22 protein-coding genes and 1 riboswitch are annotated in these 21,580 nt (G+C 72.6%); of the genes, 10 read left to right on the top strand and 12 right to left on the bottom strand.

From position 1 onward, the window contains the following. Nucleotides 1–88: 88 nt before the first annotated feature. Both AC07BF_RS21505 and AC07BF_RS21510 read left to right on the top strand, forming a co-directional pair. Nucleotides 89–844 (top strand): helix-turn-helix domain-containing protein, encoded by a 756-nt coding sequence (locus AC07BF_RS21505; RefSeq protein WP_400985354.1) that lies wholly within the window; start codon nt 89–91, stop codon nt 842–844. 401 nt (nt 845–1,245) lie between these two features. Next, nucleotides 1,246–1,572 (top strand): antibiotic biosynthesis monooxygenase family protein, encoded by a 327-nt coding sequence (locus tag AC07BF_RS21510; RefSeq protein ID WP_363580788.1) that lies wholly within the window; start codon nt 1,246–1,248, stop codon nt 1,570–1,572. Nucleotides 1,573–1,696: 124 nt separating this feature from the next. Here the strand turns inward: AC07BF_RS21510 and AC07BF_RS21515 are convergent, their stop codons facing one another. Both AC07BF_RS21515 and AC07BF_RS21520 read right to left on the bottom strand, forming a co-directional pair. Next, complete coding sequence (locus AC07BF_RS21515) at nt 1,697–2,344, bottom strand: M15 family metallopeptidase (RefSeq protein WP_400805522.1); 648 nt, start codon at nt 2,342–2,344, stop codon at nt 1,697–1,699. Nucleotides 2,345–2,442: 98 nt separating this feature from the next. After that, nucleotides 2,443–3,618: a macrolide family glycosyltransferase gene (locus AC07BF_RS21520; RefSeq protein ID WP_478333773.1), complete on the bottom strand. Its 1,176-nt coding sequence runs from the start codon at nt 3,616–3,618 to the stop codon at nt 2,443–2,445. A gap of 421 nt (nt 3,619–4,039) precedes the next feature. Here AC07BF_RS21520 and AC07BF_RS21525 point away from each other — a divergent pair, with 421 nt between their 5' ends. After that, nucleotides 4,040–4,369 (top strand): YqfO family protein, encoded by a 330-nt coding sequence (locus tag AC07BF_RS21525; RefSeq protein WP_400805524.1) that lies wholly within the window; start codon nt 4,040–4,042, stop codon nt 4,367–4,369. Between the two features lie 130 nt (nt 4,370–4,499). On the opposite strand, the gene AC07BF_RS21530 is transcribed toward AC07BF_RS21525, so the two are convergent. The 3 genes from AC07BF_RS21530 to AC07BF_RS21540 form a co-directional block, all read right to left on the bottom strand. Next, on the bottom strand, nt 4,500–4,970 hold the full coding sequence (locus AC07BF_RS21530; protein ID WP_400805526.1) for an NUDIX domain-containing protein: 471 nt from the start codon (nt 4,968–4,970) through the stop codon (nt 4,500–4,502). 235 nt (nt 4,971–5,205) lie between these two features. Continuing rightward, entirely contained in the window at nt 5,206–5,757 is a 552-nt protein-coding gene (locus tag AC07BF_RS21535; RefSeq protein ID WP_478333774.1) for a flavoprotein, read from the bottom strand. Further along, entirely contained in the window at nt 5,754–7,028 is a 1,275-nt protein-coding gene (locus tag AC07BF_RS21540; protein ID WP_478333775.1) for a helix-turn-helix domain-containing protein, read from the bottom strand. The genes AC07BF_RS21535 and AC07BF_RS21540 overlap by 4 nt, the downstream gene beginning before the upstream one ends. Before the next feature lie 247 nt (nt 7,029–7,275). Between AC07BF_RS21540 and AC07BF_RS21545 the strand changes: the two genes are divergently transcribed. The 4 genes from AC07BF_RS21545 to AC07BF_RS21560 all read left to right on the top strand — a co-directional run bounded on the left by AC07BF_RS21545 (nt 7,276) and on the right by AC07BF_RS21560 (nt 10,291). Next, nucleotides 7,276–7,632, top strand: coding sequence for a hypothetical protein (locus AC07BF_RS21545; RefSeq protein WP_478333776.1), 357 nt, complete (start codon nt 7,276–7,278; stop codon nt 7,630–7,632). 343 nt (nt 7,633–7,975) lie between these two features. Beyond that, nucleotides 7,976–8,128: a hypothetical protein gene (locus AC07BF_RS21550; RefSeq protein ID WP_478333777.1), complete on the top strand. Its 153-nt coding sequence runs from the start codon at nt 7,976–7,978 to the stop codon at nt 8,126–8,128. Nucleotides 8,129–8,141: 13 nt separating this feature from the next. Next, entirely contained in the window at nt 8,142–9,230 is a 1,089-nt protein-coding gene (locus AC07BF_RS21555; protein ID WP_478333778.1) for a methyltransferase domain-containing protein, read from the top strand. A gap of 233 nt (nt 9,231–9,463) precedes the next feature. Further along, nucleotides 9,464–10,291, top strand: a complete 828-nt coding sequence (locus tag AC07BF_RS21560; RefSeq protein ID WP_478333786.1) for a helix-turn-helix domain-containing protein — start codon at nt 9,464–9,466, stop codon at nt 10,289–10,291. A gap of 26 nt (nt 10,292–10,317) precedes the next feature. Here AC07BF_RS21560 and AC07BF_RS21565 read toward each other — a convergent pair whose 3' ends face one another. The 6 genes from AC07BF_RS21565 to AC07BF_RS21590 form a co-directional block, all read right to left on the bottom strand. Continuing rightward, nucleotides 10,318–11,196 carry an ECF transporter S component gene (locus AC07BF_RS21565; protein WP_363580804.1) on the bottom strand — a complete coding sequence of 293 codons (879 nt, stop codon included), beginning with the start codon at nt 11,194–11,196 and terminating at the stop codon, nt 10,318–10,320. Then, the gene (locus tag AC07BF_RS21570; protein WP_363580806.1) at nt 11,193–12,803 is read right to left on the bottom strand and encodes an ABC transporter ATP-binding protein; all 1,611 of its coding nucleotides are present in this window, start codon (nt 12,801–12,803) and stop codon (nt 11,193–11,195) included. Before AC07BF_RS21570 ends, AC07BF_RS21565 begins: the two co-directional genes overlap by 4 nt. After that, nucleotides 12,800–13,903 carry a CbiQ family ECF transporter T component gene (locus AC07BF_RS21575; RefSeq protein ID WP_478333779.1) on the bottom strand — a complete coding sequence of 368 codons (1,104 nt, stop codon included), beginning with the start codon at nt 13,901–13,903 and terminating at the stop codon, nt 12,800–12,802. Before AC07BF_RS21575 ends, AC07BF_RS21570 begins: the two co-directional genes overlap by 4 nt. A gap of 64 nt (nt 13,904–13,967) precedes the next feature. Beyond that, the gene (locus AC07BF_RS21580) at nt 13,968–14,642 is read right to left on the bottom strand and encodes an SCO2322 family protein (protein ID WP_363628635.1); all 675 of its coding nucleotides are present in this window, start codon (nt 14,640–14,642) and stop codon (nt 13,968–13,970) included. Nucleotides 14,643–14,728: 86 nt separating this feature from the next. Continuing rightward, nucleotides 14,729–15,976, bottom strand: coding sequence for a prenyltransferase/squalene oxidase repeat-containing protein (locus AC07BF_RS21585; RefSeq protein WP_478333780.1), 1,248 nt, complete (start codon nt 15,974–15,976; stop codon nt 14,729–14,731). 117 nt (nt 15,977–16,093) lie between these two features. Further along, nucleotides 16,094–16,169, bottom strand: a riboswitch (cobalamin riboswitch). Between the two features lie 92 nt (nt 16,170–16,261). Further along, nucleotides 16,262–16,891: a TetR family transcriptional regulator gene (locus tag AC07BF_RS21590; RefSeq protein WP_063351068.1), complete on the bottom strand. Its 630-nt coding sequence runs from the start codon at nt 16,889–16,891 to the stop codon at nt 16,262–16,264. Nucleotides 16,892–17,145: 254 nt separating this feature from the next. Between AC07BF_RS21590 and AC07BF_RS21595 the strand changes: the two genes are divergently transcribed. The 3 genes from AC07BF_RS21595 (at nt 17,146) to AC07BF_RS21605 (ending at nt 20,387) form a co-directional block, all read left to right on the top strand. Then, nucleotides 17,146–18,456 (top strand): glycosyltransferase family 4 protein, encoded by a 1,311-nt coding sequence (locus AC07BF_RS21595; RefSeq protein WP_079135554.1) that lies wholly within the window; start codon nt 17,146–17,148, stop codon nt 18,454–18,456. Nucleotides 18,457–18,579: 123 nt separating this feature from the next. Beyond that, nucleotides 18,580–19,329, top strand: a complete 750-nt coding sequence (locus AC07BF_RS21600; protein ID WP_363372252.1) for a class I SAM-dependent methyltransferase — start codon at nt 18,580–18,582, stop codon at nt 19,327–19,329. Continuing rightward, nucleotides 19,326–20,387: a prenyltransferase/squalene oxidase repeat-containing protein gene (locus AC07BF_RS21605; RefSeq protein ID WP_350885009.1), complete on the top strand. Its 1,062-nt coding sequence runs from the start codon at nt 19,326–19,328 to the stop codon at nt 20,385–20,387. The genes AC07BF_RS21600 and AC07BF_RS21605 overlap by 4 nt, the downstream gene beginning before the upstream one ends. Before the next feature lie 166 nt (nt 20,388–20,553). Here AC07BF_RS21605 and AC07BF_RS21610 read toward each other — a convergent pair whose 3' ends face one another. Beyond that, nucleotides 20,554–21,465: a hypothetical protein gene (locus tag AC07BF_RS21610; protein WP_363628577.1), complete on the bottom strand. Its 912-nt coding sequence runs from the start codon at nt 21,463–21,465 to the stop codon at nt 20,554–20,556. Nucleotides 21,466–21,580: the final 115 nt, after the last annotated feature.

Consider the following 21,580-nt stretch of genomic DNA (forward strand, 5'->3'; position numbering starts at 1 on the left):
ATTGCGACGGCGTGAGGGCGTCACTCCGGAGTCCTGGCAAGACGTCATTTCGGCGTCGTTGGGCGACGTTTGGGCCTATCGTCTAGCCATGACTACGCCGAATGAGACCCTTCGGGCCGTACGCCTCGGGCTCCGTCTCAGTCAGGACGAGTTCGCGAAGCGGCTGCGGGCGGTCGGGGACGACCAAGGGGAGCCGAATGACGCCAGCAAGCGCCTTGTTCAGCGCTGGGAGTCGGGAGAGGTGCGGTATCCCCGCCCGGTGTACGTTCGAGCCCTTGAAGCTGTCACCAAGATTCCCGTTGACCGCCTCGGCTTCGACTCGCCACAGTTGCCGCCAAGGGTCAGCGTGGACGGTACGGGAGGGCACGACGTGACCAGTGATGAACCGGGCGTGCCCGTGCAGGCCGCGCCCACTCCTACCGGTGAGGACTACTCGGGGGTATGGGTCAGCCACTACGAGTTCTACAGCAGCAGTCGGGAGAACACGTTCACCGGCCTGCATCACGTCGTGCTGTCCCAGAGCGGGAACCGGATCACGGGGCGATCCCTGCCCGGTGCGTCGTCCAACCCTGACTCGCCACTGTCATTCGATCTCACTGTTGATCGGAACGTCGTGACGGGTTCCTGGGTGGAACAGACCGCGCAGGACGGCTACTACCAGGGGGCGAGGTACCACGGCGCCATTCAGTTGCTGGTCGACCCGACCGGCCGCCGCATGGCCGGCAAGTGGGTTGGCTTCGGCAAGGACTTCGACGTCAACTCCGGGCCGTGGGAACTGCGCCTGCTGGACAAGTCCACGGCGGACGACGTCCTGAGCCGCTACAGCGTGCCGCCGGAGGCGTAGCCCGCCTCACAGTGCAGACGGGGAAGAGTGCTCGCATCTGACCTCACCCGATAAGGGATGGGACGGTGCGGGGACTCTTCTCAGGAGCGCTGGGGACAGCCGTAACGCCCAGCCTTGCTGCCGAGGCGCGACTTCGCCTCCTCCTCCAACTGCTCGGCCTTGTCCCGGAACTTGTCGCCGATACCCATGGCTGTGCCCCATTCGGTTGGATTTCGGGTTCTCCAACCAGGCTTGCGCGCACCTTCTCCGCCTGCACTTCGGGCAAGTTGCCGCAGGGCGTCACGATCGACAGGCCCCGGATCGCCCGACCCGCGCGGTGTGAGGTGTAGGAGACTGCTGACCGCAGACAGTCACCGGACCGGCGGCCGCACCCGCGGCCCCGGCGGAGCAGAAGGAGCGGCATGTCCGTCGTCAAGATCAACGTACTGACGGTTCCCGCCGAGCAGCGGGAGGTCCTGGAGCAGCGCTTCGCCTCCCGCGCCGGCGCGGTGGAGAACTCGGACGGCTTCGAGTGGTTCGAGCTCCTCCGCCCCGTCGAGGGCACCGACCAGTACCTCGTCTACACCCGCTGGCGCAGCGAGGAGGACTTCAAGGCGTGGATGGAGGGCCCCATGCAGGCCGCCCACCGCCCCGCCGCCCCGGAGGGCGAGGCCCCCAAGCGCCCCGCCGCCTCCGGCTCCACCCTCTGGTCCTTCGAGGTCGTCCAGTCCGCCGGCCCCAAGGCCTGACGCCTCACCGAGTGACCGACGCGCCCCGGGGCTTCCGAGCCCCGGGGCGCTCTGGGTGGCCCGTCCTGTCGTCGGCGGGTCGGGCGGAGCTTGCGGCGGGCGTGGGAGGGCAGTCGCGTGAGGGCTATCGGTGTTGGGGGCCGTAGAGGGCGGCGGGTGCGCCTGTTGTGAGGGCCCAGTAGCGGTCGCCGTAGGACCAGTGCCACCACTCGGTGGGGTAGTTGACGAGGCCGGCGCGGGTGAGGGTGTGGCTGAGGAGTTGCCGGTTGGTGCGGGCTTCGGGGGAGAGGTCGGCGGCGTCGGTGTAGCACGCTCCGGCGCTTTCCTCCGGGTTGGCGTTGACCCGGGTGCCGAGGTCGAGTTCGTGGCCGTCGGCGTCGGCCAGGGTGAGGTCGACGGCGGCGCCGGCGCTGTGTGGTGCGATCTCGGGCGGGGAGACGTAGCGGCTCGTGGCCGAGCGGAGCTGCGCGGCCGGCCAGTTGGGGTGCGCGGCGCGCAACTCGGCGGTGTACTGGTCGAAGTAGCGGCGCTGGAGGGCCGGCGGGCGGTAGCCCTCGACGAAGAGCAGCCGCAGGCCGTCCGGGAGGTGCGATTGGGCGTCGAGGAGCCGGTCGAGCACGCCGGACCGCAGGTGGGCGAACGCCCCGGTGTCGTCGTGCTTGCGGTCGTCCAGCAGGAGTTCGTGCTCGCGTACGTCCAGGAGGCGGTCGCCGCAGTCCTGGACGGGGACGGCGGCCACCTGCGGGTCGGACATGAGGATGATCTCGGTCAACAGGGTCTCTTGGGGAGGAGGGAGCGGCGGTGCGGGCCCGGCGGCCGGTGCGGTGTCCGCCACCGCCCCGGGCGGCGGGGCGGTGGCGGACGGGTGGTTCAGATGAGGGCGGCCTCGACCAGGTCGGCGGCCCTGGCCGCGCTGCCGCCGGCGCGGACCTCGCGGCTGAGCTCGGCCAGCCGGGCGGTCACCGCCGGATCGCCGGTCAGCTCCAGCACGGCGGAGCGCAGCGCCTCCGGGGTGGCCTGGGGGGTGTCCAGCCGGCGGGCGACGCCGAGTTCGACCAGCCGGTCCGCGTTGTCGAACTGGTCGGCGGCCTGCGGCACCGCGACCATCGGCAGCCCGCAGTACAGGCCCTCGCTGCACCCGCCCATTCCGGCGTGGGTCACGAACGCGTCGGCCTGCTGGAGCACGGCGAACTGCGGCACCCACTGGTGCACTTCGATGTTGGCCGGGATCGTACCCAGTTCGGCCGGGTCGGTTGCCTGGCCGACCTGGAGAACGACGTGCCAGCCGGGCAGGTCGCCGAAGGCCTCCAGGCACGCGCGGTAGAAGTCGGGCTGGTGGGTGAAGGTGGAGCCGAGCGAGACCAGCAGCACCTTCTGCGCCCCCTCCGGACGGGTCCAACCGCCCTGGTGCTCGCGGGCGCCGAGGCAGGGCCCGGCGAAGGAGAAGATCTGGGGATCGACCAGCTCGATCTCGGGCTGGAGCACCCGCGGGATGAGCGCCAGCCCGCGATCCGGGCGCAGCATGTACCCGAACGGTTCGCCCGCCGGCACGCCGTTGTCGGCGAGCCACTGCGCGAACCGCTCCGGGATCTTCTCCGCCTCCAAGGCCTCCCGCGCCATCTCGAAGCGCGCCAGGTGGGAGTCCTCCCGGATGATCATGGACGGTGAGATCAGCATGGACGGCACGCCCCAGCCGTCGGCCAGCGCCCGGCCCGCGTACGCCATGAAGTCGTACAGGACGAGGTCGGGCCGGTCGTCGTGGAAGGCCTCGCGCAGTCGCGGCAGCATCGCCTGCGCCTCCTCGAAGATCATGGTGTGCACGCCGGCCCCGATGTTGGGGTCGACCCCGCCCTTGGCGATCGGCAGGGTCGTGTCGTGGGGCACGAGTCGGGCGCCGGTGGATTCGATCTGCCCGGCGAACGACGGGTCGTTGACATAGCTGACCCGGTGGCCGCGGGCGACCAGCTCCCGCATCACCTCCAGGCTGGGGTTGACGTGGCCGTGTGCCGGGATGTTCACCATGGCGATGTGTGCTGGTCGGGACATGTCGGGCCCTCTCCTCGTATGTCGCTAGGCGTCCTGCGTTCGGCTGGCTGACTTGTCGTCAACTCGCCTTTCAGAACAGTACGTAACCTTGGCAGTCGTTGCGGTGACGAGGGGTGGGGTTCGGCCGAAGATCGGCCGGTGTGGAGGATCACATGGAGGTTCGCATGGAAGGTCGCGAGACGGGTCGGTCGGGGTGAGGTGGGCGGAGGGCCGGCGCCTGCGGAGCCTCGACGTGCGGGCCGTGTGGACGAACGGGAAGGGCCCGCTCGTCCTGACCGCGAAGGCCGGGCAGACGCTGCGCGACCTCGCGGATGGTGTGTGACGGCGTGGCGTGGAGCCGCCGCCTCGCAGGTCGGCTGGATCTCGGGATCCAGGGCCGGTTGCGAAGGTGTGGGCCGGCGCTGGTTGTTAGGGTCCGGGCATGGCGCGTTTGAAGATCGAGATAGCTGTCCCGGAGAGTCATGTCGAGAAGGTGATCGATGCTCTCCAGGCGGCCGGCGCGGGGCGGGTCGGCGACTATGCCCGGTGCGCCAGCACCTGGCGGGTCACGGGGACATGGAGGCCCTTGCCTGGTTCTCGGCCCTACGACGGTGAAGTGGGCGAAGTGCGGCAGGGCGAGGAGAGCAGGGTCGAATCCGTCTGCGATGCCGAGCAGGCCGAGGCTGTGCTGCGAGCAGTGCGCGCGGCTCATCCGTATGAGGAACCGGTCATCCACTTCCTGCCTTTGTACGAGCCGGGCGTCGAACGATGACCGAGCTGGTCATGGCCACTCGTCGATGGCTGTGACCGGCGCGGTCGCTTCGTAGCGGACGGCGGGTTTGCCGTGTCGAGTCGCGATGGCTCGGTGCCTCTTGAAAGGTGTTGCCGCAGAGGCCCCTGGTTTACGCGTGCGACGCTCCGTGCTCAAGGTAGGCGGTCTCGCCCTGTGTTCGGGCGGCGTATGCGGCGTGGACTCGGCGGGCGAGCCGGGGGATGAGGAGCGCGTCGAGTTGGTCGACGTGGTGAAAGGAGTGCTCGCCGATCTCGACCTGGTCGACGGTGATGCGGTCGAGTTCGGCGGTCGGAAGAACCCCTCCGTCGAAGACGAAGAGGAGCTTGTCGCCCTCGGCGGGGTGGGGTGCCCAGTCGGCGACGAGCAGGCGGCCGATCGGCGGGGTGATGCCGAGTTCTTCCTTGACCTCCCGGGCCGCTCCCTCGCTGGGGGTCTCGCCCGCGTGCAGGTAGCCGCCTGGGATCTCCCAACCGGGCTTGTAGGTCGGCTTCACGAGGAGGATGCGGTTCTCCTCGTCGAAGAACAGCACACCGGCGGCGGTGCGCGGCTGGGCCAGGGCTTCGTGCGGGGAGTCGGTCACGGCGAGACTGTAGTCGCCGCGACGGAATCCCCTGGGCGGCTGGATGCGAGGCGTGCCCAATTCCCTTCTCCGGCTGCCTTGATCGACCCGGCGGCCCTACGCTGGTGGCATGGCTGTGGATCCCGCTCTGCCCGTTGGCCGGCGCTGCGCGGGCCCGGCCGGGCGGGTGCCGCGCGCTTCAGCTGTCTCAGCTCCGGCCTGTGCGCCCCGGGGCTTGGTCCCGGGGTGCACGTTGTCAGTTCTGCTCTGTGACCGGGGCCAGTACGGGGCGAAGCAGGTCGAGGACGTGGGTCCAGTTGTACTTGTCGCGGCCTCCGCCGGATTTCGGCTTGTGGGGGATGTAGTCGCCGATCAGGACGCCCATCGAGCGGAGTCGTTCCAGGCTCTCGCTGTACGCAGGGTGGGCTGCTTGGGCCGAGTTGACGTAGGGCTGAACGGCAGTGGGGATGCCGAGCCCGTACGCCTCGCAGAGAATGCCGAGCGCAAGGGTGTCGGATATCCCGGCGGCCCATTTGTTGATGGTGTTGAACGTGGCGGGCGCTACGGCGATGGCGTCCGCCGGGGGAAGGGGCTGGGGAATTGCGGGAGTGCGCCAAGCCGAGCGGATCGGGTAGCCGGTCTGGCGCTCGACGGCTTCCGGGTCGATGAACCCGAGCCCATGGGGGGTGGCGATGACGCCGACCTTCCAGCCTTCGGCCTGGGCGGCGCTGATCAAGGTGCCGACGTCGTCCGCGATGCCCGAGGCGCAGACGACGACGTAGAGGAACGGCTCGCGTTGGTCGGTCAAGTCTGGACTCCCAATTCCTGGCAGAAGCGGCGAAGTTCCGGGACAGCGCCGTGTCGGTCGCGGGCGGCCATATCGCCAACCAACTCCAGCACACTGGGGCGCCGACGGATGTCTTCCGGCGCACAGCTCTCCGCGATTCTGAGTGCTTTGTATCCCTCGGCCAGTCTGCCTTGTTGGCTGTACGCCCGCGCGGACTCCACCCAGAGTGCGGCCCGCCGCTCTGGGACGGGGATGTGCCGGCGCATCAAGGGCTGGGCGGCATGCAGTGCCGCTCCGGCATCACCCAGGACCACGGAAGCGCTCACGGCATGGAGCGCGACGTTGGTTGGGCAGAAGTTCGCCCAGGCATCGGGCCGATCGAGTGTGACGTAGCGCGCGACTTCTCGGGCCTCGGAGAGGAATTCGGCGGTCATGCCTCGATCGCCGCCGGCACTTGCGGCCGTCACGCCTCGAAGCAGTATGAGACCCAGAGCTGCAAGATATTCAGGCGGACGGCGATCATAGCTTCCTGCGAGCTGGTCCGCAGTGTGCCTGATGAGCGTGACGGCAGCAGAGGTGTGCCGATCGCGAGCAAGGGCATGAACCTGGACCCGTACGCTGGAGGCTGTGACGACCGGGTCGGCACTGCGCTCGGCCTCGGCCATAGCCCGCCCGACCGCAAGCCAGGCGTGCCCGTGGTCGCCCAGCTTGAGCAGCAGACTTGCGGTGGTTTGGTAAGCGGTGGCCAGTAGACGGGACAAGTCCCGATCGCTATCGCGGGCGCTGTCGCGCGCGTGGCGCAAGTCGCCGATCAGCGACGGCAGAGCCCCTTCGAGGTCGTCATAGCGGCAGGCATAGAAGAGTCGGCGAGCTTGGGAGAGCCGAGCTGTCAGCGCAGCTTGCGACTGGGGAGCGCAGCCGGCTGAGGTCGGCCCGGGCAGGAGTGCCTTCACGAGCCCGATACCTGCTTGGGGCTGGACTGCCGGCGTCGCGAGCGAGACGGCGCTCGCGACCAGAAAGCTGCGGCGGTGCATGTCGTTCATCTTGTGGTCCACACGGATGCGGGGGGCCAGGCCGAGACTCTCTGGTGGGATATCGAGCACAGCTGCGACAGCCCGCAGAACATCCGCGTCCTGAGTTCCTCTGCCGCTTTCGAGTCGACTGATCTTCGACTGGTGGTAGCCGAGTTCGCCGGCCACCTCGGCCTGCGACCGGCCACTCAACAGTCGCGCACGTCGGATCAGAGCTCCGATCCCGCGAGCTGGGGAATCTCCGTCGACCGTGCGCGACATGGCTCCTCCTGGCACTGGTTACCTTGCCTGGCGAACCGAGCGTAGTTGAGTCGAGGCAAACAGTCATGCGCGATCTGCATGAACCATGCGCCATTGGCCTGTGCCCTAACCGCAGCCGCCTCGAGCGTAGTTGTCTGTTCGTCGGCAGCTCGAAAATCTCTGCCGCTCGAAGTTCATGGCTCTTCACATGCCTGAGCTGATTCCAGTCCTGTGGTGAGCTCTACCCGGCCACGAAGGAGAAGCGCAGATGACTCGCTCGAATGCCCAGAAAGGTGGCATCGCGGGCTCGACGTGCGAGGGCGGCGTACGAGGGAAGCTTGCCATGCCGGAAGCGATTGCGGAGGTGAGGGCGGCCAGGCTGTCGCGGCAGGCGGTGCGGGAGCTGGATCCGACCGCCACGCACGGGTACGGCATCCGCTGGGACCCGGCGGCGCGTTGCTACCGCGTACGTGACGAACAGGGCGGCGAGTGGTTGCGGGACGGCGACGGAACCATTCGGGCCTTCGTACGGTTCGAGGCCGCGAACAGCGAGTGGCTGCGGCTGCGGCGTGAGCACCTGGAAGCCCGCGTACGTGAGGCGAACTGGGCGTCCCGGTGGAACTGATGGGGGCGGGGCGCGATACCGCTTCGGGGCCGGTCGGCGACTGTGCGCAATGCGCCGAACTGGCCGTTCGGGAGGCGGAGTCCGCGGCCCGGTTCGACTACTCCGGTGCCGTTGACGCCCGCGTGCTGATGCGTCGCCACCATCGGAGCGCACACCGGTGAGGTGTGATTCACCCGGTGGTCGTCACGAAGCATTCTCCGCCGCCTGCGCGGTGTCGATTGCGGGAGCGGCCGTGCTCGCGGCGATGCTGCTGGCGCTCTGTTTCGGCGGCCCGTGAGGGCGGCCCTGTTGTCTCAACCCGAGCAATATCTGATCTTGGCAAGGACTACGAGAGGAGAAGCGCATGGGCACGCATGGCGGAGGGGCCGGCGGCGACGGGCCCGGCAAGGCGGGCGGCGGCAAGGGCGGTGGGCACTCCGGAAAGCCGGACACCGCACCGCACGATGGCCAGCGGGACGCGCCGCCCACCAACCTGCCCAAGCCGTCGAAGCCTTGAGGGGAGTGATCGCATGAACTGGGACGCATTGGCCGACGGCCTCCGGGAGTCCGGGGCGCTGTCGGCGGACTGGGAGTCGACGTTCCGAGCCGTTCCGCGCCGGCTGTTCGTACCGGACAGGATCCACTGCGAGGGCGAGTGGATCGACCGGGGAGAAAGCCGATGCCGGTGGCACGAGTTGGTCGGCTCGGACATCCCGCTCGTGACCCAGCTGGACGAGGACGGCACCACGCCGTCCTCGTCCAGCTCCATGCCCACGGTCGTGGCGCAGATGCTCCGGCACCTCGATGTCGAAGAAGGCATGCGAGTGCTCGACGTGGGCACCGGCACGGGGTGGACGGCAGGGTTGCTGGCGCACCGGCTCGGGGCGGAGAGCGTCACGACGGTGGAACTGGACCGCGACCTCTCCGACGATGCGCGGTGTCGGCTGGTGGCAAACCGCCTGCCAGTCACCACTGTTGTCGGAGACGGAACGCTCGGACAACCGGCGGGCGCGCCGTACGACCGGGTCCACGTCACTGCGGCCGTGCAGCGCGTCCCTGGTGCGCTGATCGAGCAGACGGTGCCCGGCGGCGTCATCGTCGTGCCCTACGGCACTCCGTTCTGCAACGGCGGTCTGCTCAAGCTCACCGTCTCCGAGGACGGGACCTCGGCGAGTGGGCCGTTCGTCGAGGACGTCGCGTTCATGTGGGTGCGCGACCAGCGGCCGAGGAGTGGGCAGTTCGATATCGAGGACGTCCGGCGCGGTCCGTCGGGGCTCGATCCCGCCGCCGTGGCCGACCACACCGACGCCGCCTTCGCGGTCGGCCTGCGGATGCCGGATCTCCTCCGGCAGGAGGTGTGGGCAGGCTATGACCGCTTCGGCACCGGCCGGTTCGAGGTCTGGGACGGCGTGTCGTACGCCCATTGCCGCCTTGCCGACTGGGGCGGCAAGCATGCTGTATCGCAGTCCGGCCCCCGGAGCCTGTGGGACGAGGTGACGGCTGCCCATGCCTGGTGGCAGCGCCAAGGCGCGCCCGGGCTCGATCGGTTCGGGGTGACGGTCACCGTCGCAGGCGAGCAGCGGGTGTGGCTGGATGGCCCGGACTGTGTGATCGGCTGACGGCAGTGGCTGGGAGGTGCGCCCCGGGCTTGTGGGCCTGGGGCGCGCTGGGGGGTGTGCGCTTGCGCCGCCCGTTTGGGTGATGTGGTAGGGAGTTTGACGCTCGGTTAGCGCATTACGGTGATCATTGTGTCGGCGCGGGCGTTCCGAGGGACGGCCTGTGCGCGGCAAAAGTGAGCCCCGGCGGTGCGCGAACACCCCGGGGAATGGCACTAGGAGTTAGGGACTCCCGAATGCACATTCATCGTATCCCGAAGCACTCGCCCGGGTACACGATCCTCGACAACGGCCACGTCGTCCGGAAGCACTCGCTGAGTTGGGCGGCGCGTGGGTTGCTCAGCTACCTGCTCAGCCTGCCGGACGGTGCGCGGGAGGACATCCGGACGTTGGCGGCGAAGAGCGTCGAGGGCCGGGCGACGGTGGCGCGGGCGCTCCGTGAGCTGGAGGCGGCCGGGCACTACGTGCGGCGGACGCAGCGGGATCCGGTGACGGGGCAGGTGCGGACGATCGTCTCGGTGCACGAAGTGCCGGTGACGGGCAAGGCGGTTCACGCCGTGCCGCCGCTTCCCGCGCCCCCGGCCGCCGGTGGGCCCGGAGCTGGGGTGACGGGCGCCGGGAAGGCGGGAAGCCCTTCCGGAAAGGTGAGGGTGAAGGAAGCGGAAGTTCCCTCCGTCCGTCCGTCCGAGAAGTTGACGGCGGGCATGGCGCTGCTGCTCGAACTCGGGCGCAGGGATCCCAGGATGGCGTTGGCGGGCAAGCCGCTGTGCGATCAGGCCGCGCGGGTGGAGGGGCTGCTCGCGGGCGGGTGGAGCGGGGAGGCGCTGGCGGGGATCCTGGCCGCGCCCTTGCCGGAGAGGGTCACGCACAGCGTGGGGGCCGTGCTGGCGGGGCGGTTGGCGAAGGTGCCGCCCGTTCCGTTGACCCCGCAGGGCGGCGGCGGGTCGGGGCCGCGTCGGCATGAGTGCCCCGGGCGGGACGGCTTGTGCGGGCGGCCCGTCGCGGGTGTCGGGCAGGTCTGCGGGGAGTGCCGGGCTCCGCGCGTGTCGCGGGCCTTGCCGTAGTCGACCAGGGGGCGGGGCTGCGGAGTTCACCTGCTCGGCGGCCGGGAGTCCGGCGGCCGGAACGTCACCGGCGCGTCGAAGGCGGCCCGGCGGGTGGCGCGGCGCAGGGCACGCAGGACGGCGGTGCCAAGGGTGAGGCAGAGGACGACGGTGAGGGCGGCGCGGGGGAGGTCCCAGCCCAGCGACGTGGTGAGGCAGTAGGCGGCGAAGCGGACCAGGTTGGCGGGCAGCGGGTCGCCGGGGACGAAGGAGATGGAGCCGGAGAGCCCGGCGATGTACGGCCAGCCCTGGAGGTTCATGATCGTGCCGTAGAGGACGGAAGCCAGCGCGCCGTAGCCCGCGAGCAGCCAGAGCTCGCGCCGGCCGCGCAGGCGCGCGGAGCCCGGGAGGAGGCCGGCGCCGAGGCAGACCCAGCCCATGGCGAGCATCTGGAACGGCAGCCAGGGCCCGACGCCGCCGGTGAGCAGCGCGGACGCGAACATCGACAGCGAACCGAGGACGAAGCCGAAGCCCGGCCCGAGCACCCGGCCGGACAGCACCATGAGGAAGAACATGGGCTCCAGCCCCGCCGTGCCCGCGCCGAGCGGCCGTAGTGCCGCGCCCGCCGCCGCCAGCACCCCGAGCAGGGCCACGGACTTGGCGTCCAGGCCGGGCGCGCCGCCGCCCGCCGTGCGGCCCTCGGAGATCTGGGCGATGACGACGGCGAGGAGCAGCGGCAGCAGGAGGGCGAACAGCCAGGGGGCGTCGGTGGCGTGGCCGACCAGGGCGGACTTGGTGGAGGCGAGCAGCGGCCAGCCGAAGGCCGCCACGCCGACGAGGGAGGTCAGGAGCAGGACCGCTACGGATCGGCGGCCGAGGGGCACGGGGCGACCGGCAGGAGCACCGGAAGGAGCGGGGCGGCTCATGCGCTCAGTGCCTCCGCGACCTGGCGGACGGTGAGCCATGGGCCGGGTGCCAGCACCTTGGCGACCTGCGGGGCGAACGCGGGGGAGGAGACGACGACGTCGGCCGTCGGGCCGTCGGCGACGATCTCGCCCTCGGCCAGGATCGCCGTGCGGTGGGCGAGTTCGGCGGCGAGTTCGACGTCGTGGGTGGCGAGCAGGACGGCGTGGCCTTCCGCCGCGAGGTCGCGCAGGATCTCCACCAGCCGGGCCTTGGCGGCGTAGTCGAGGCCGCGGGTCGGCTCGTCGAGCAGCAGCAGCGGGGGCCGGGCGGTGAGTACGACGGCGAGCGCGAGGGTGAGCCGCTGGCCTTCGGAGAGGTCGCGCGGGTGGGCGGTGTCGGCGATGCCGGGCAGCAGCCGTTCGACCAGGGCGCGGCAGGTGCCGGGGGTGGCGTCCGCGTCGGTGTCGGCGGCGGCGCATTCGGCGGTGACGCTCTCGCCGTAGAGGAGGTCGCGCGGGTCCTGCGGGACGAGGCCGACCTGGCGGATCAGTTCGGCCGGGCGGGTGCGGTGCGGGGTGCGTCCGCCGACCGTCACCCGGCCGGAGGCGGGGGCGTGCAGGCCGACCAGGCTGCCCAGCAGGGTGGACTTGCCGGCGCCGTTGCGGCCCATCAGAGCGGTGATCTCGCCTGGGTGCAGCGCCAGGTCGACGCCGCGCAGGGCCTGGACGGGGCCGCGCCGGACGGCGAGGCGTTCGGCGGCGGCGATCGGTGCGTCGGTCGAAACGGTTGGAACAGGGGCCGCGTCCGGGTGCAGACCGTCCAACCGGGAGCGGAGCCCGGCGGCCTTGCGGCGGGCGTCACGGACGGACAGCGGCAGCGGCCGCCAGCCGGCGAGCCGCCCGAGGCCGACCACCGGCGGGTGCACCGGCGAGTGCTCCATCACCTCGGCGGGCTCGCCGAGGACGGGCGGGGCGCCCGGGGTGAGCAGCAGCACCTGGTCGGCGTACTGGACGACGCGCTCCAGCCGGTGCTCGGCCATCAGCACGGTGGTGCCGAGGTCGTGCACCAGCCGCTGGAGGACGGCCAGCACCTCCTCGGCGGCGCCCGGGTCCAGCGCCGAGGTGGGCTCGTCGAGGACCAGGACGCGCGGGTGCACGGTGAGCACCGAGCCGATCGCGACGCGCTGCTGCTGGCCGCCGGAGAGGGAGGTGAGGGCGCGGTCGCGCAGGTCGGCGAGGCCGAGCAGGTCGAGGGTCTCCTCGACCCGGCGCCGCATCACGTCGGCGGGCAGGCCCAGGGACTCCATGCCGTAGGCGAGTTCGTCCTCGACGGTGTCGGTGACGAAGTGCGCCAGCGGGTCCTGGCCCACCGTGCCGACCAGGTCGGCGAGTTCGCGCGGCCGGTGCTCGCGGGTGTCCCGGCCGCAGACCGTGACCCGGCCGTGCAGGGTGCCGCCGGTGAAGTGCGGGACGAGCCCGCTCACCGCGCCCAGTAGGGTGGACTTGCCGGAGCCCGACGGGCCCACCAGCAGGCAGAGTTCGCCTTCGGGGACGGTCAGGTCGACGTCCGCGACGGCGGGGGCGGCGGCGTCCGCGTACCGGACGGAGACCTGCTCGAAGGTGATCACGAAGCCCTCCGGGGCGGGGTCGGGGCGGCGAATGCCGGTACCAGGCCGAGCAGTACGGCCAGCACGGCGGCCAGCGGCAGTGCGGGGACGGTCGGCGGGACGACGGTGGGCGCGAAGGCGGCCGGGTCGCGCGTGGACAGGTAGATGGTCAACCCGGCGACGGCGGCGCCCGATCCGGCGGTCAGCCACTCGGGCAGTGCCCAAGGGTCGGGCCGGTAGCGTGTCCTGACGGATCGTCGGCTGCCGAGTAGCAGTCCGGCGAAGGCGGCGGCCAGGCCCAGCAGCAGCACCGGCGGCGCCCAGCCCGCGCCGCCCGCGGTCAGCAGCCCGTACGCGGCCAGGCAGATCCCGAGCAGGCCGGCCAGGGTGAGCGCGGCCGTCGCCCGGGCGAGTCGGCGCGGGACGTCCGCGGTGCGGCCGAAGCCGCGGGTGTCCATCGCCGCGGCCAGCGCCACCGAACGCTCCAACGCGCCCTCCAGGACGGGCAGTCCGACGCTCAGCACGGCGGCGATCCCCCGGTCGGTGCGGCCGCGCAGGCGGCGGGCCGCCCGCAGCCGGCGGACGTCCGCGACCAGGTTCGGCGCGAAGGTCATCGCCACCACCACCGCCACGCCCGCCTCGTACAGCGCGCCGGGCAGGGCGCGCAGCAGTCGGGCTGGGCTGGCCAGCGCGTTCGCGGCGCCCACGCAGGCGAGCAGGGTGGCCAGGCGCAGCCCGTCGTACAGCGCCGCGAGCAGTCCCTCCACGGTCACCCGGCCGCCGATCCGCACTCCCTGCGCCCAGGTGGGAAGCGGCACTTCGGGCAGTGTGAACAGCACGTGCGTGCCCGGAATCGGCGAGCCGAGCAGTACCGCGAACACCAGCCGGATGCCCAGCACCAGCAGGCCCAGTCGCAGGAACGCGCCGTACGAACGCGACCAGGGCGCGTCGCCTCGCCGGGCCGCGACCACGTACCCGGCGACGGCGGCGAGCAGCAGCAGGATCACCGGATTGGTGGTGCGGGTCGCCGCCGCGCCCAGCCCGAGCGCCCACAACCACCAGGCCCCGGGGTGCAGTTGCCGGGGTCCGGTGGGCGGTCGGGTGGCGCGGGCGGTGCTCATGGGTCAGTCCAGGTGAAGGGGTCCGGAGGGGTGCGGGAGGGGGGGAAGAAGGGCTCGGGAGGCGTCAGGAGGTGCGGCGGCGGCGCGCCTGCCAGACGGCACCGCCGGCCAGCACGGCGATCAGCGCGCCACCGGCGATCAGGCCGACGTCCGGGCCGGAGTCCGAGCCGCCGCCGTCGCCGGACGGGTCGGCCGGCTTGGCCGCCGACCCGAGCTGGTCGGCGCACCCAGCCTTCGGGAAGCCCGCGATGGCGCAGAGCAGGCCGTTGGCGTCGTAGCGCAGCGGCGGGGCGACGGCGGCCAGCACCTCGGCCGAGGTGGCGTTCGAGACGACGCTGGCGCACGCGCTCCGCTGTTCGGGCGGCGCCTCGCCCGAACCGGAACCGGAAGCCGAGCCCGAGCCCGAGCCCGAAGCCGAGCCGGAGCCGGAGTCGGTGGCGGTGCCGAAGTCCAGCACGACCGCGACCCGCTTGCGGCCCGCCTGCGCGGGCGTGTCCGCACAGACGGCGGCGAAGTCGCCCGCCGTCCGGGGCCGTGCCGCATCCTGCCCGCCGTCCGGACTCACCGCGAACCGCCACCCGTCCACGGCCCCGTCCGGCGGCACGGCGACGGCCGGCCCCTGCTGCTGGTACAGCCACCCGTCGCCGCCGGCACGCCAGAACGACCAGTACCGGTATCCCGTCGCCGCCTCCGCCGGCGCCCCGGCGGAGGCGACCAGCAGGAGCACCGCACCGAGCATCGCACCGAGCAGCGAGCCGAGCCGCGAGCCGCGAGCGCGGCGGCCACGGCGGCGGACCAGGCGGCCCAGGCGCGCGGGGCGGTGTGTCACAGGCTCTGGCCGCGCTTGCGCTGGAGGCTGAGGAGGAGGCCGCCGCCGAGGCCGACGAGGAGGCCGACGATGATCAGCCAGTACTGGCCGATGCCGTCGTCCTTCTTGGGCGCCGCCGTCGTCGGGGCGGGGCCGGCGGTGGCCTTGAGGGCCGGGCCGAGGGCGGTGAGCTCGGCGGTCAGCGGGGCGGTGTCGCGCTGGGCGGCCTGGGTGACGAGCAGGAGGCTGGCGGTGGCGGCGGCGTCGGTGCCGCCCTTGGTCCAGCCGGCGCCTTCCTTGGCGAGCCAGTCGACGGCGCCGGCGGCCTGCTGGGGGTGGCCGCTCTGGATGAGGCCGAGGGCGGCCCAGGCGGTGGCGTTGTAGTCGGGGGTGGGGGCGGCGCCGGGGGTGGTGAGGGTGAGGTGGTTGCCGCCCGCGGCGAGCTGGGCGGTGAGGTACGCCCCGGCGGCCTCGCCGGAGTCGGCGTGCGCGACCGGAGCAGCCGCGGTGGAGGCGGCGGCGGAGTCGCAGCCGAGGGCCTTGGGCGCGGCGTCGGTGCGGGCGGTGGTGGCGACCGGGAGGTGGCCGCCGGCGGCGGCGAGCGAGGCCTGGGCGCTGGCGAGGGCGTTGGGGGCGAGCGCACCGGAGGACGGGTCGGGCTGGTAGGCGAAGGCGCCGCGCTGGTCGGCGGGGGCGGCGCAGCCGAGCTGGAAGAGGGCGAGCCCGTCGAAGGCGTTCTTGCCCGCCTTGGCGACTCCGGCCGGGTCGGTCTTCGCGGCGAAGAGGGCGTTCACGGCGAGGCCGGTGGAGTTGGCGTCGCCGGGGCTGCCGGGGTTGTAGGGCCAGCTGCCGTCGGCGTTCTGGGTGGCCTTGAGCCACTGGACGCCCTTGTCGACGGCTTCCTGGTGCCCGCCGAGGGCGACGAGGGCCTGGACGGCGACGGCGGTGGCGTTGCTGTCCTCGGTCTTGGGGTCGCAGGCGGCGCCGGCGGCCCGGAAGGAGGGCCAGCCGCCGTCCTCGCACTGCTGTCCGGTGAGCCAGCCGACGGCGGAGTCGGCCGGGGTGGCCTTGGCCGCCGCGAGCGCGGTGAGCGCGAGGGACTGCCGCCAGACGCCGTCGTACGTCGGGTCGCCCTTGCCGTAGAGGCCGTCGGGGACGGCGGCGGCGGTGGGCGCGGGGCTGTCGGCGAGGGCCGGTCCGGCGGTGGCGCCGGCGAGGAGCGCGGCGGACAGGGCGGCGGCGCCCAGACGGGCGGCGGTGAGCATGGTGGAGGTGTGCCTTTCGGTGAGCGGTGGTGGCCCGGCGGGGCCGTTCCGTAGTCCTCGACGGTGCCGGGCGGTGCGCGTGGCGGGCCCGGGCTGGCCGCTCGCCCCTCCACGGGCGGTCCGACTCGCCCGGGCCGTCACGGGGGCCGGGCTCACGGTTGCGGGGTCAGCGCCGGATTCGCACCGGCTTCCCCCGGGGGAGGGACGGGATGAAGTTGTGCTGTCCGTCGACTTTAACCGCCGGGGGCGGCCGGCCCCTCCCGCCCGGGCAGGAACAGGTTCCAGTCAGGGCAGGGTGAGCAGCCGGGCCGCGGTGTGCAGGTCGGCCCGGACCTCGGCGATCGAGGCGCGGCCGGAGAGCCAGGCGACCAGGGCGGAGTGCCAGGTGTGCTCGATCACCCGGACGGCCGCGCGCTGGCTCTCGCTGGGTGGCCCGGACTGGCCGATGGCGTCCAGGATGAGCTGGCCGGTGGCGGTGCTGACCTGGTCCACCTCGGCGCCGACGGAGCGGTCCGCGAAGGACAGGGCCCGGACCATCGCCTCGGCGAGCAGCGGCTCGCGCTGGAGCGCGTGGAAGGCGCGGGTGAGTGTGTCGGCGACCCGCGGGGCCGGTTCGGGGTCGGTCGGCGGGTGGCGCCGGATGTGCTCCTGGAGGCCCTGCAACTGCTCCAGCATGACCGCGACCAGCAGGTGCACCTTGGAGGGGAAGTACCGGTAGAGCGTGCCGAGGGCGACCTGCGCGGTCTCCGCGACCTCCCGCATCTGGACCGCCTCGTACCCGCCCCGGGCGGCCAGGGCGGTGGCGGCCCGCAGGATCCGGCGCCGGCGTTCGGCCTGGCGGGCGGTCAGCGGCGGCTCGCCCGGCTGCGCGGGGGGCGGGGTGGTGGGGCTCGTGGAGGTGGTCGGCGGCGGCAAGGAGTGCTCCCGGGGCGCGTGGGTGGCGGCGTGCTCCACAAGGTCGGCAGGGTCGGCGTGGCGGGAATCACCAGCCCTGGCTCCTGAGGGAAAGCTACGGGCCGGTATCTTCGAGGTCTCTCATTGTTCACATGGTCGATGACGAGTTCCACAGCCACTGAAACCTGATCTACTTTAGCGACCGGCGGCAGCGCCGTCGCCAACGCAGAGACAGCAGCAGCACAGGAATAGCAGCTAGAGATGAGGGCCCGAGGATGACCGCGCAGCCGCTGCGGATTGCCCTGCTGTCGTACCGCGGGGACCCCTTCTGCGGCGGTCAGGGCGTGTACGTGCGCCACCTCTCCCGTGAGCTGGCCAGGCTCGGCCACCACGTGGACGTGATCGGTGCCCAGCCGTACCCGGTGCTGGACGAGGTCGACGGCCCCGGTTCGGTGCGCCTGGTCGAGCTGCCCAGCCTGGACCTCTACCGCGCCGAGGACCCGTTCCGCACGCCCGCCCGCGGCGAGTTCCGCAGCCCGGTGGACGTGCTGGAGTTCGCCACCATGCGCACCGGCGGCTTCCCCGAGCCGTTGACCTTCTCGCTGCGCGCCCGCCAGTACCTGGCCCGGCACAAGGGCCGCTACGACGTGGTGCACGACAACCAGACGCTCGGCTACGGCCTGCTCGGCCTGGCCCGGCACGGTTTCCCGCTGGTCACCACGATCCATCACCCGATCACCGTGGACCGGCAGTTGGAGCTGGACGCGGCCACCACCCGGGTCAAGCGGCTGTCGCTGCGCCGCTGGTACGCCTTCACCCGGATGCAGCGCCGGGTCGCCGCCCGGCTGGACCACGTGATCACCGTCTCCGGCACCTCGCAGCGCGAGATCGCCGAGCACCTGGGCGCCGCGCCGGGCGCGATCTCGGTGGTGCCGATCGGCGCCGACACCCGGCTCTGGTCGCCCTCCGAGGAGATCGCCCGCGTCCCCGGACGGATCGTCACCACCTCCAGCGCGGACGTCCCGCTCAAGGGTCTGGTGTTCCTGGTCGAGGCGCTGGCGAAGGTGCGCACCGAGCGCCCCGCGCACCTGGTGGTGGTCGGCAAGCCGCAGAAGGAGGACGGCCCGGTGGCGGAGGCGGTGCGCCGCTTCGGGCTGGCGGACCACATCGAGTTCCGCAGCGGTCTGACCGACCAGGAGCTGGTCGACCTCTACCGCTCGGCCGAGGTGGCCTGCGTGCCGTCGCTGTACGAGGGCTTCTCGCTGCCCGCCGCCGAGGCGATGGCCACCGGCACCCCGCTGGTCGCCACCACCGGCGGCGCGATCCCCGAGGTGGCCGGGCCGGACGGGGAGACCTGCCTGGCCGTGCCGCCGGGGGAGCCGGACCGGCTGGCGGCGGCGCTCGGCCGGCTGCTGGACGACCCGCGGCTGCGCGCCCGGCTCGGCGCGGCCGGCCGGGAGCGGGTGCTGGCCCGGTTCACCTGGGCGCGGGCCGCCGAGCTGACCGCCGACGCCTACCGGGCGGCGATCGCCACCGGCGCCGGCGCCCGGGCCCGCTCCGGGCCGGGCTGGCGGTACGTGCCCTGAGTCGCTCCGGCCGCCCTGCGCGGCGCCCGCCCGGCGGCCCCGGCCGCCCGGTGCGGAGCGGTAGCGGATCGAACTGACGCGGCGTCAAGTCCGCTTGGTAGCAAAAGGAATGGGAGCCCTGCAGTGCTGACCGTCGATTTCTCGCGCTTCCCGCTCGCCCCCGGCGACCGGGTGCTCGACCTGGGCTGCGGCGGGGGCCGGCACGCGTTCGAGTGCTACCGCCGCGGCGCCAACGTGATCGCCCTCGACCAGAACGCCGAGGAGATCGCCGAGGTCCAGAAGTGGTTCGCCGCGATGGAGCAGGCCGGTGAGGCCCCGGAGGGTGCGTCGGCGGTCGCGATGGAGGGCAACGCGCTGGCGCTGCCGTTCGAGGACGACTACTTCGACAAGATCATCATCTCCGAGGTGATGGAGCACATACCGGACGACAAGGGCGTGCTCAACGAGATGTTCCGGGTGCTCAAGCCGGGCGGGCTGCTCGCCGTCACCGTGCCGCGCTGGCTGCCCGAGAAGATCTGCTGGACGCTGTCCGACGAGTACCACGAGGTCGAGGGCGGCCACATCCGGATCTACCGGGGCGACGAACTGCTCGGCAAGCTCAAGGACGCCGGCCTGGAGCCCTACGGCACCCACCACGCGCACGCGCTGCACTCGCCGTACTGGTGGATCAAGTGCGCGGTCGGCGTGAACAACGACAAGGCGCTGCCGGTCAAGGCCTACCACCAGCTGCTGGTCTGGGACATCGTCGGCACCCCGGTAATCAGCACCCTCACCAAGGCCGCCGAACGGGCGCTCAACCCGGTCATCGGCAAGAGCTTCGTCGCCTACGCGTCCAAGCCGCGGCGGACCGAGCCCGGGCGCGTGGACGCATGACCGCCGCCGTCCCCGAGGCACTGCTGCTCGACGGGGTGCTCGACGCCGAGCAGGCCGCCGGCACCGTCCGCAGCATCCTGGCCGAACAGCTTCCCGACGGCGCCATACCCTGGTTCGCCGGCCACCACCTCGACCCGTGGGACCACACCGAGGCCGCCATGGCCCTCGACACCGCCGGCGAGCACGCCGCCGCCGAGGCCGCCTACCGCTGGCTCGCCGCCACCCAGAACCCGGACGGCTCCTGGTACGCCGCCTACACCGACGGCGCCGTCACCGACCGGGCCAAGGAGACCAACTTCTGCGCCTACGTGGCCGTCGGCGTCTGGCACCACCACCTCAGCGCCGGCGACGACGCCTTCCTGGAGTGGATCTGGCCCGTCGTCCGGCGCGCCCTGGACTTCATCGTCGGCCAGCGGCTGCCCGGCGGCCCGATCGCCTGGCGCCTCGACGAGGACGGCACCGCCACCGACGAGGCGCTGCTCACCGGCTCGTCCAGCATGCTGCACGCGCTGCGCTGCGGGCTGGCCATCGCCGAGTACCTGGAGGAGCCGCAGCCCGACTGGGAGCTCGCCGCCGGCCGGCTGGGGCACGCCATCACCCACCACCCCGAGCGGTTCCTCGACAAGGGCCGCTACTCGATGGACTGGTACTACCCGGTGCTCGGCACCGGACTGCGCGGCGACGCGGCGCTGGAACGGATCGACCGGGACTGGGACCGCTTCGTCGTCCCCGGCCTCGGCGTGCGCTGCGTCAGCGACCGCCCGTGGGTGACCGGCGGCGAGAGCGCCGAACTCGCCCTCGCGCTCTGGGCGATCGGCCGCTCCGACCGCGCCGTGGAGATCCTGCGCTGGATCCAGAAGCACCTGCGGCACGAGGACGGCTCCTACTGGACCGGGTACGTCTTCGAGGACGACGCCGTCTGGCCGGAGGAGCGCACCACCTGGACGGCCGGCGCGCTGCTGCTCGCGGTCGCCGCGCTCGGTGGCGACCCGGCGACGGTCGCGGTCTTCGGCGGGGAGCAGTTGCCCGCCGGGTTGGTGGTCCAGGACTGCTGCTGAGGCCCGTAGCCGTGGCCGATGCCGGTGCGAACGGCTGAGGCCCGCACGACGGCTGAGGCCCGCACGACGGCTGAGGCCCGTACGACGGTTGAGGCTCGTACGGGCAACGCGAAGGGGTGGGACCGGAGAGGTCCGGTCCCACCCCTTCGTCGTACCGGCGGGGGCGTCAGCCGCGCTGGATGCCCGAGGTGTCGGCCAGCAGACCGACGGTGCCGTCCTGCAACTGCGCGACCAGCGCGCTGCCGCGCTGCTCGACCGCCAGGTACCAGGTGCCGGGCACCAGCTCGCCGACGGGGGCGCCCGCCGGGTTGTCCTTCGACGCCAGCGAGCGCGGGGCCGGGACGGCGAACCAGAACGGTGCGAAGTCGGCCGCCGGGGCGGCCGGGGTCGGCTGCGGCTGCGCGGCCGGGACCGGCTGCGGGGCGGCGGCCGTGTCCTGCGGCTGGCCGGCCTGCACCGGCTGCGGCTGGCCGGCCGCCGGGTAGCCGTAGCCACCGGGCTGGGCGCCGTACGCCGGGGCCTGGTTCGGGTCCTGGCCCGGGGCCGGGTAACCGTACTGGCCGGGCTGCACCGGCTGGCCCGGGGCCGGGTAGCCGCCCTGGTAGGGGACGGCCGCCGGACGGTCGGCGACCAGCGGGGCCTTCAGCGCGGGCACCAGCGGCGCGGCCGCGGCCGCACCGGCCAGCACGATCAGCGCGATGAGGCCGAGCCAGGCGCCGAAGCCGTGCCCGAAGCTGCCGCCGGACGGGCCGCCGCCCAGCGACCACAGCGCCGTCCACAGCGCGACGACGGCGAAGGCGATGCCCCACTGGTCCAGCCGCAGGCCGAGCACCTGGCGCCCGGCCGCGGCCTCGCCCTGGAAGCGGTGCAGCAGGATCAGCACCGCGGCGGCGATGCCGAGCAGGTAGATCGACGGCAGGATGGGGAACAGCTGGGTGCTCCACGCGTTCTGCGATGTGTCGCCGCAGTACCGGCCGGTGCAGTCCACCGTCCAGTAGGGCAGGAAGGAGGCGATGAAGAGCAGGACGGCCGCGCCGGCGACGGCGGCGTCTCCCCTGGTGAGAGCGCGCAGATTCACTAACGTTCCCCTCGTTGACGTGTCGTGGACGGCGGTTCGTGCGGTCGGGCTGACCGGCCGAAACTCCCGAACGGACCAGAAGCCTAGGCCCAACCGCACCGCCGGTGCACGGCGG

This window comes from Kitasatospora sp. NPDC043950 (assembly GCF_056435345.1).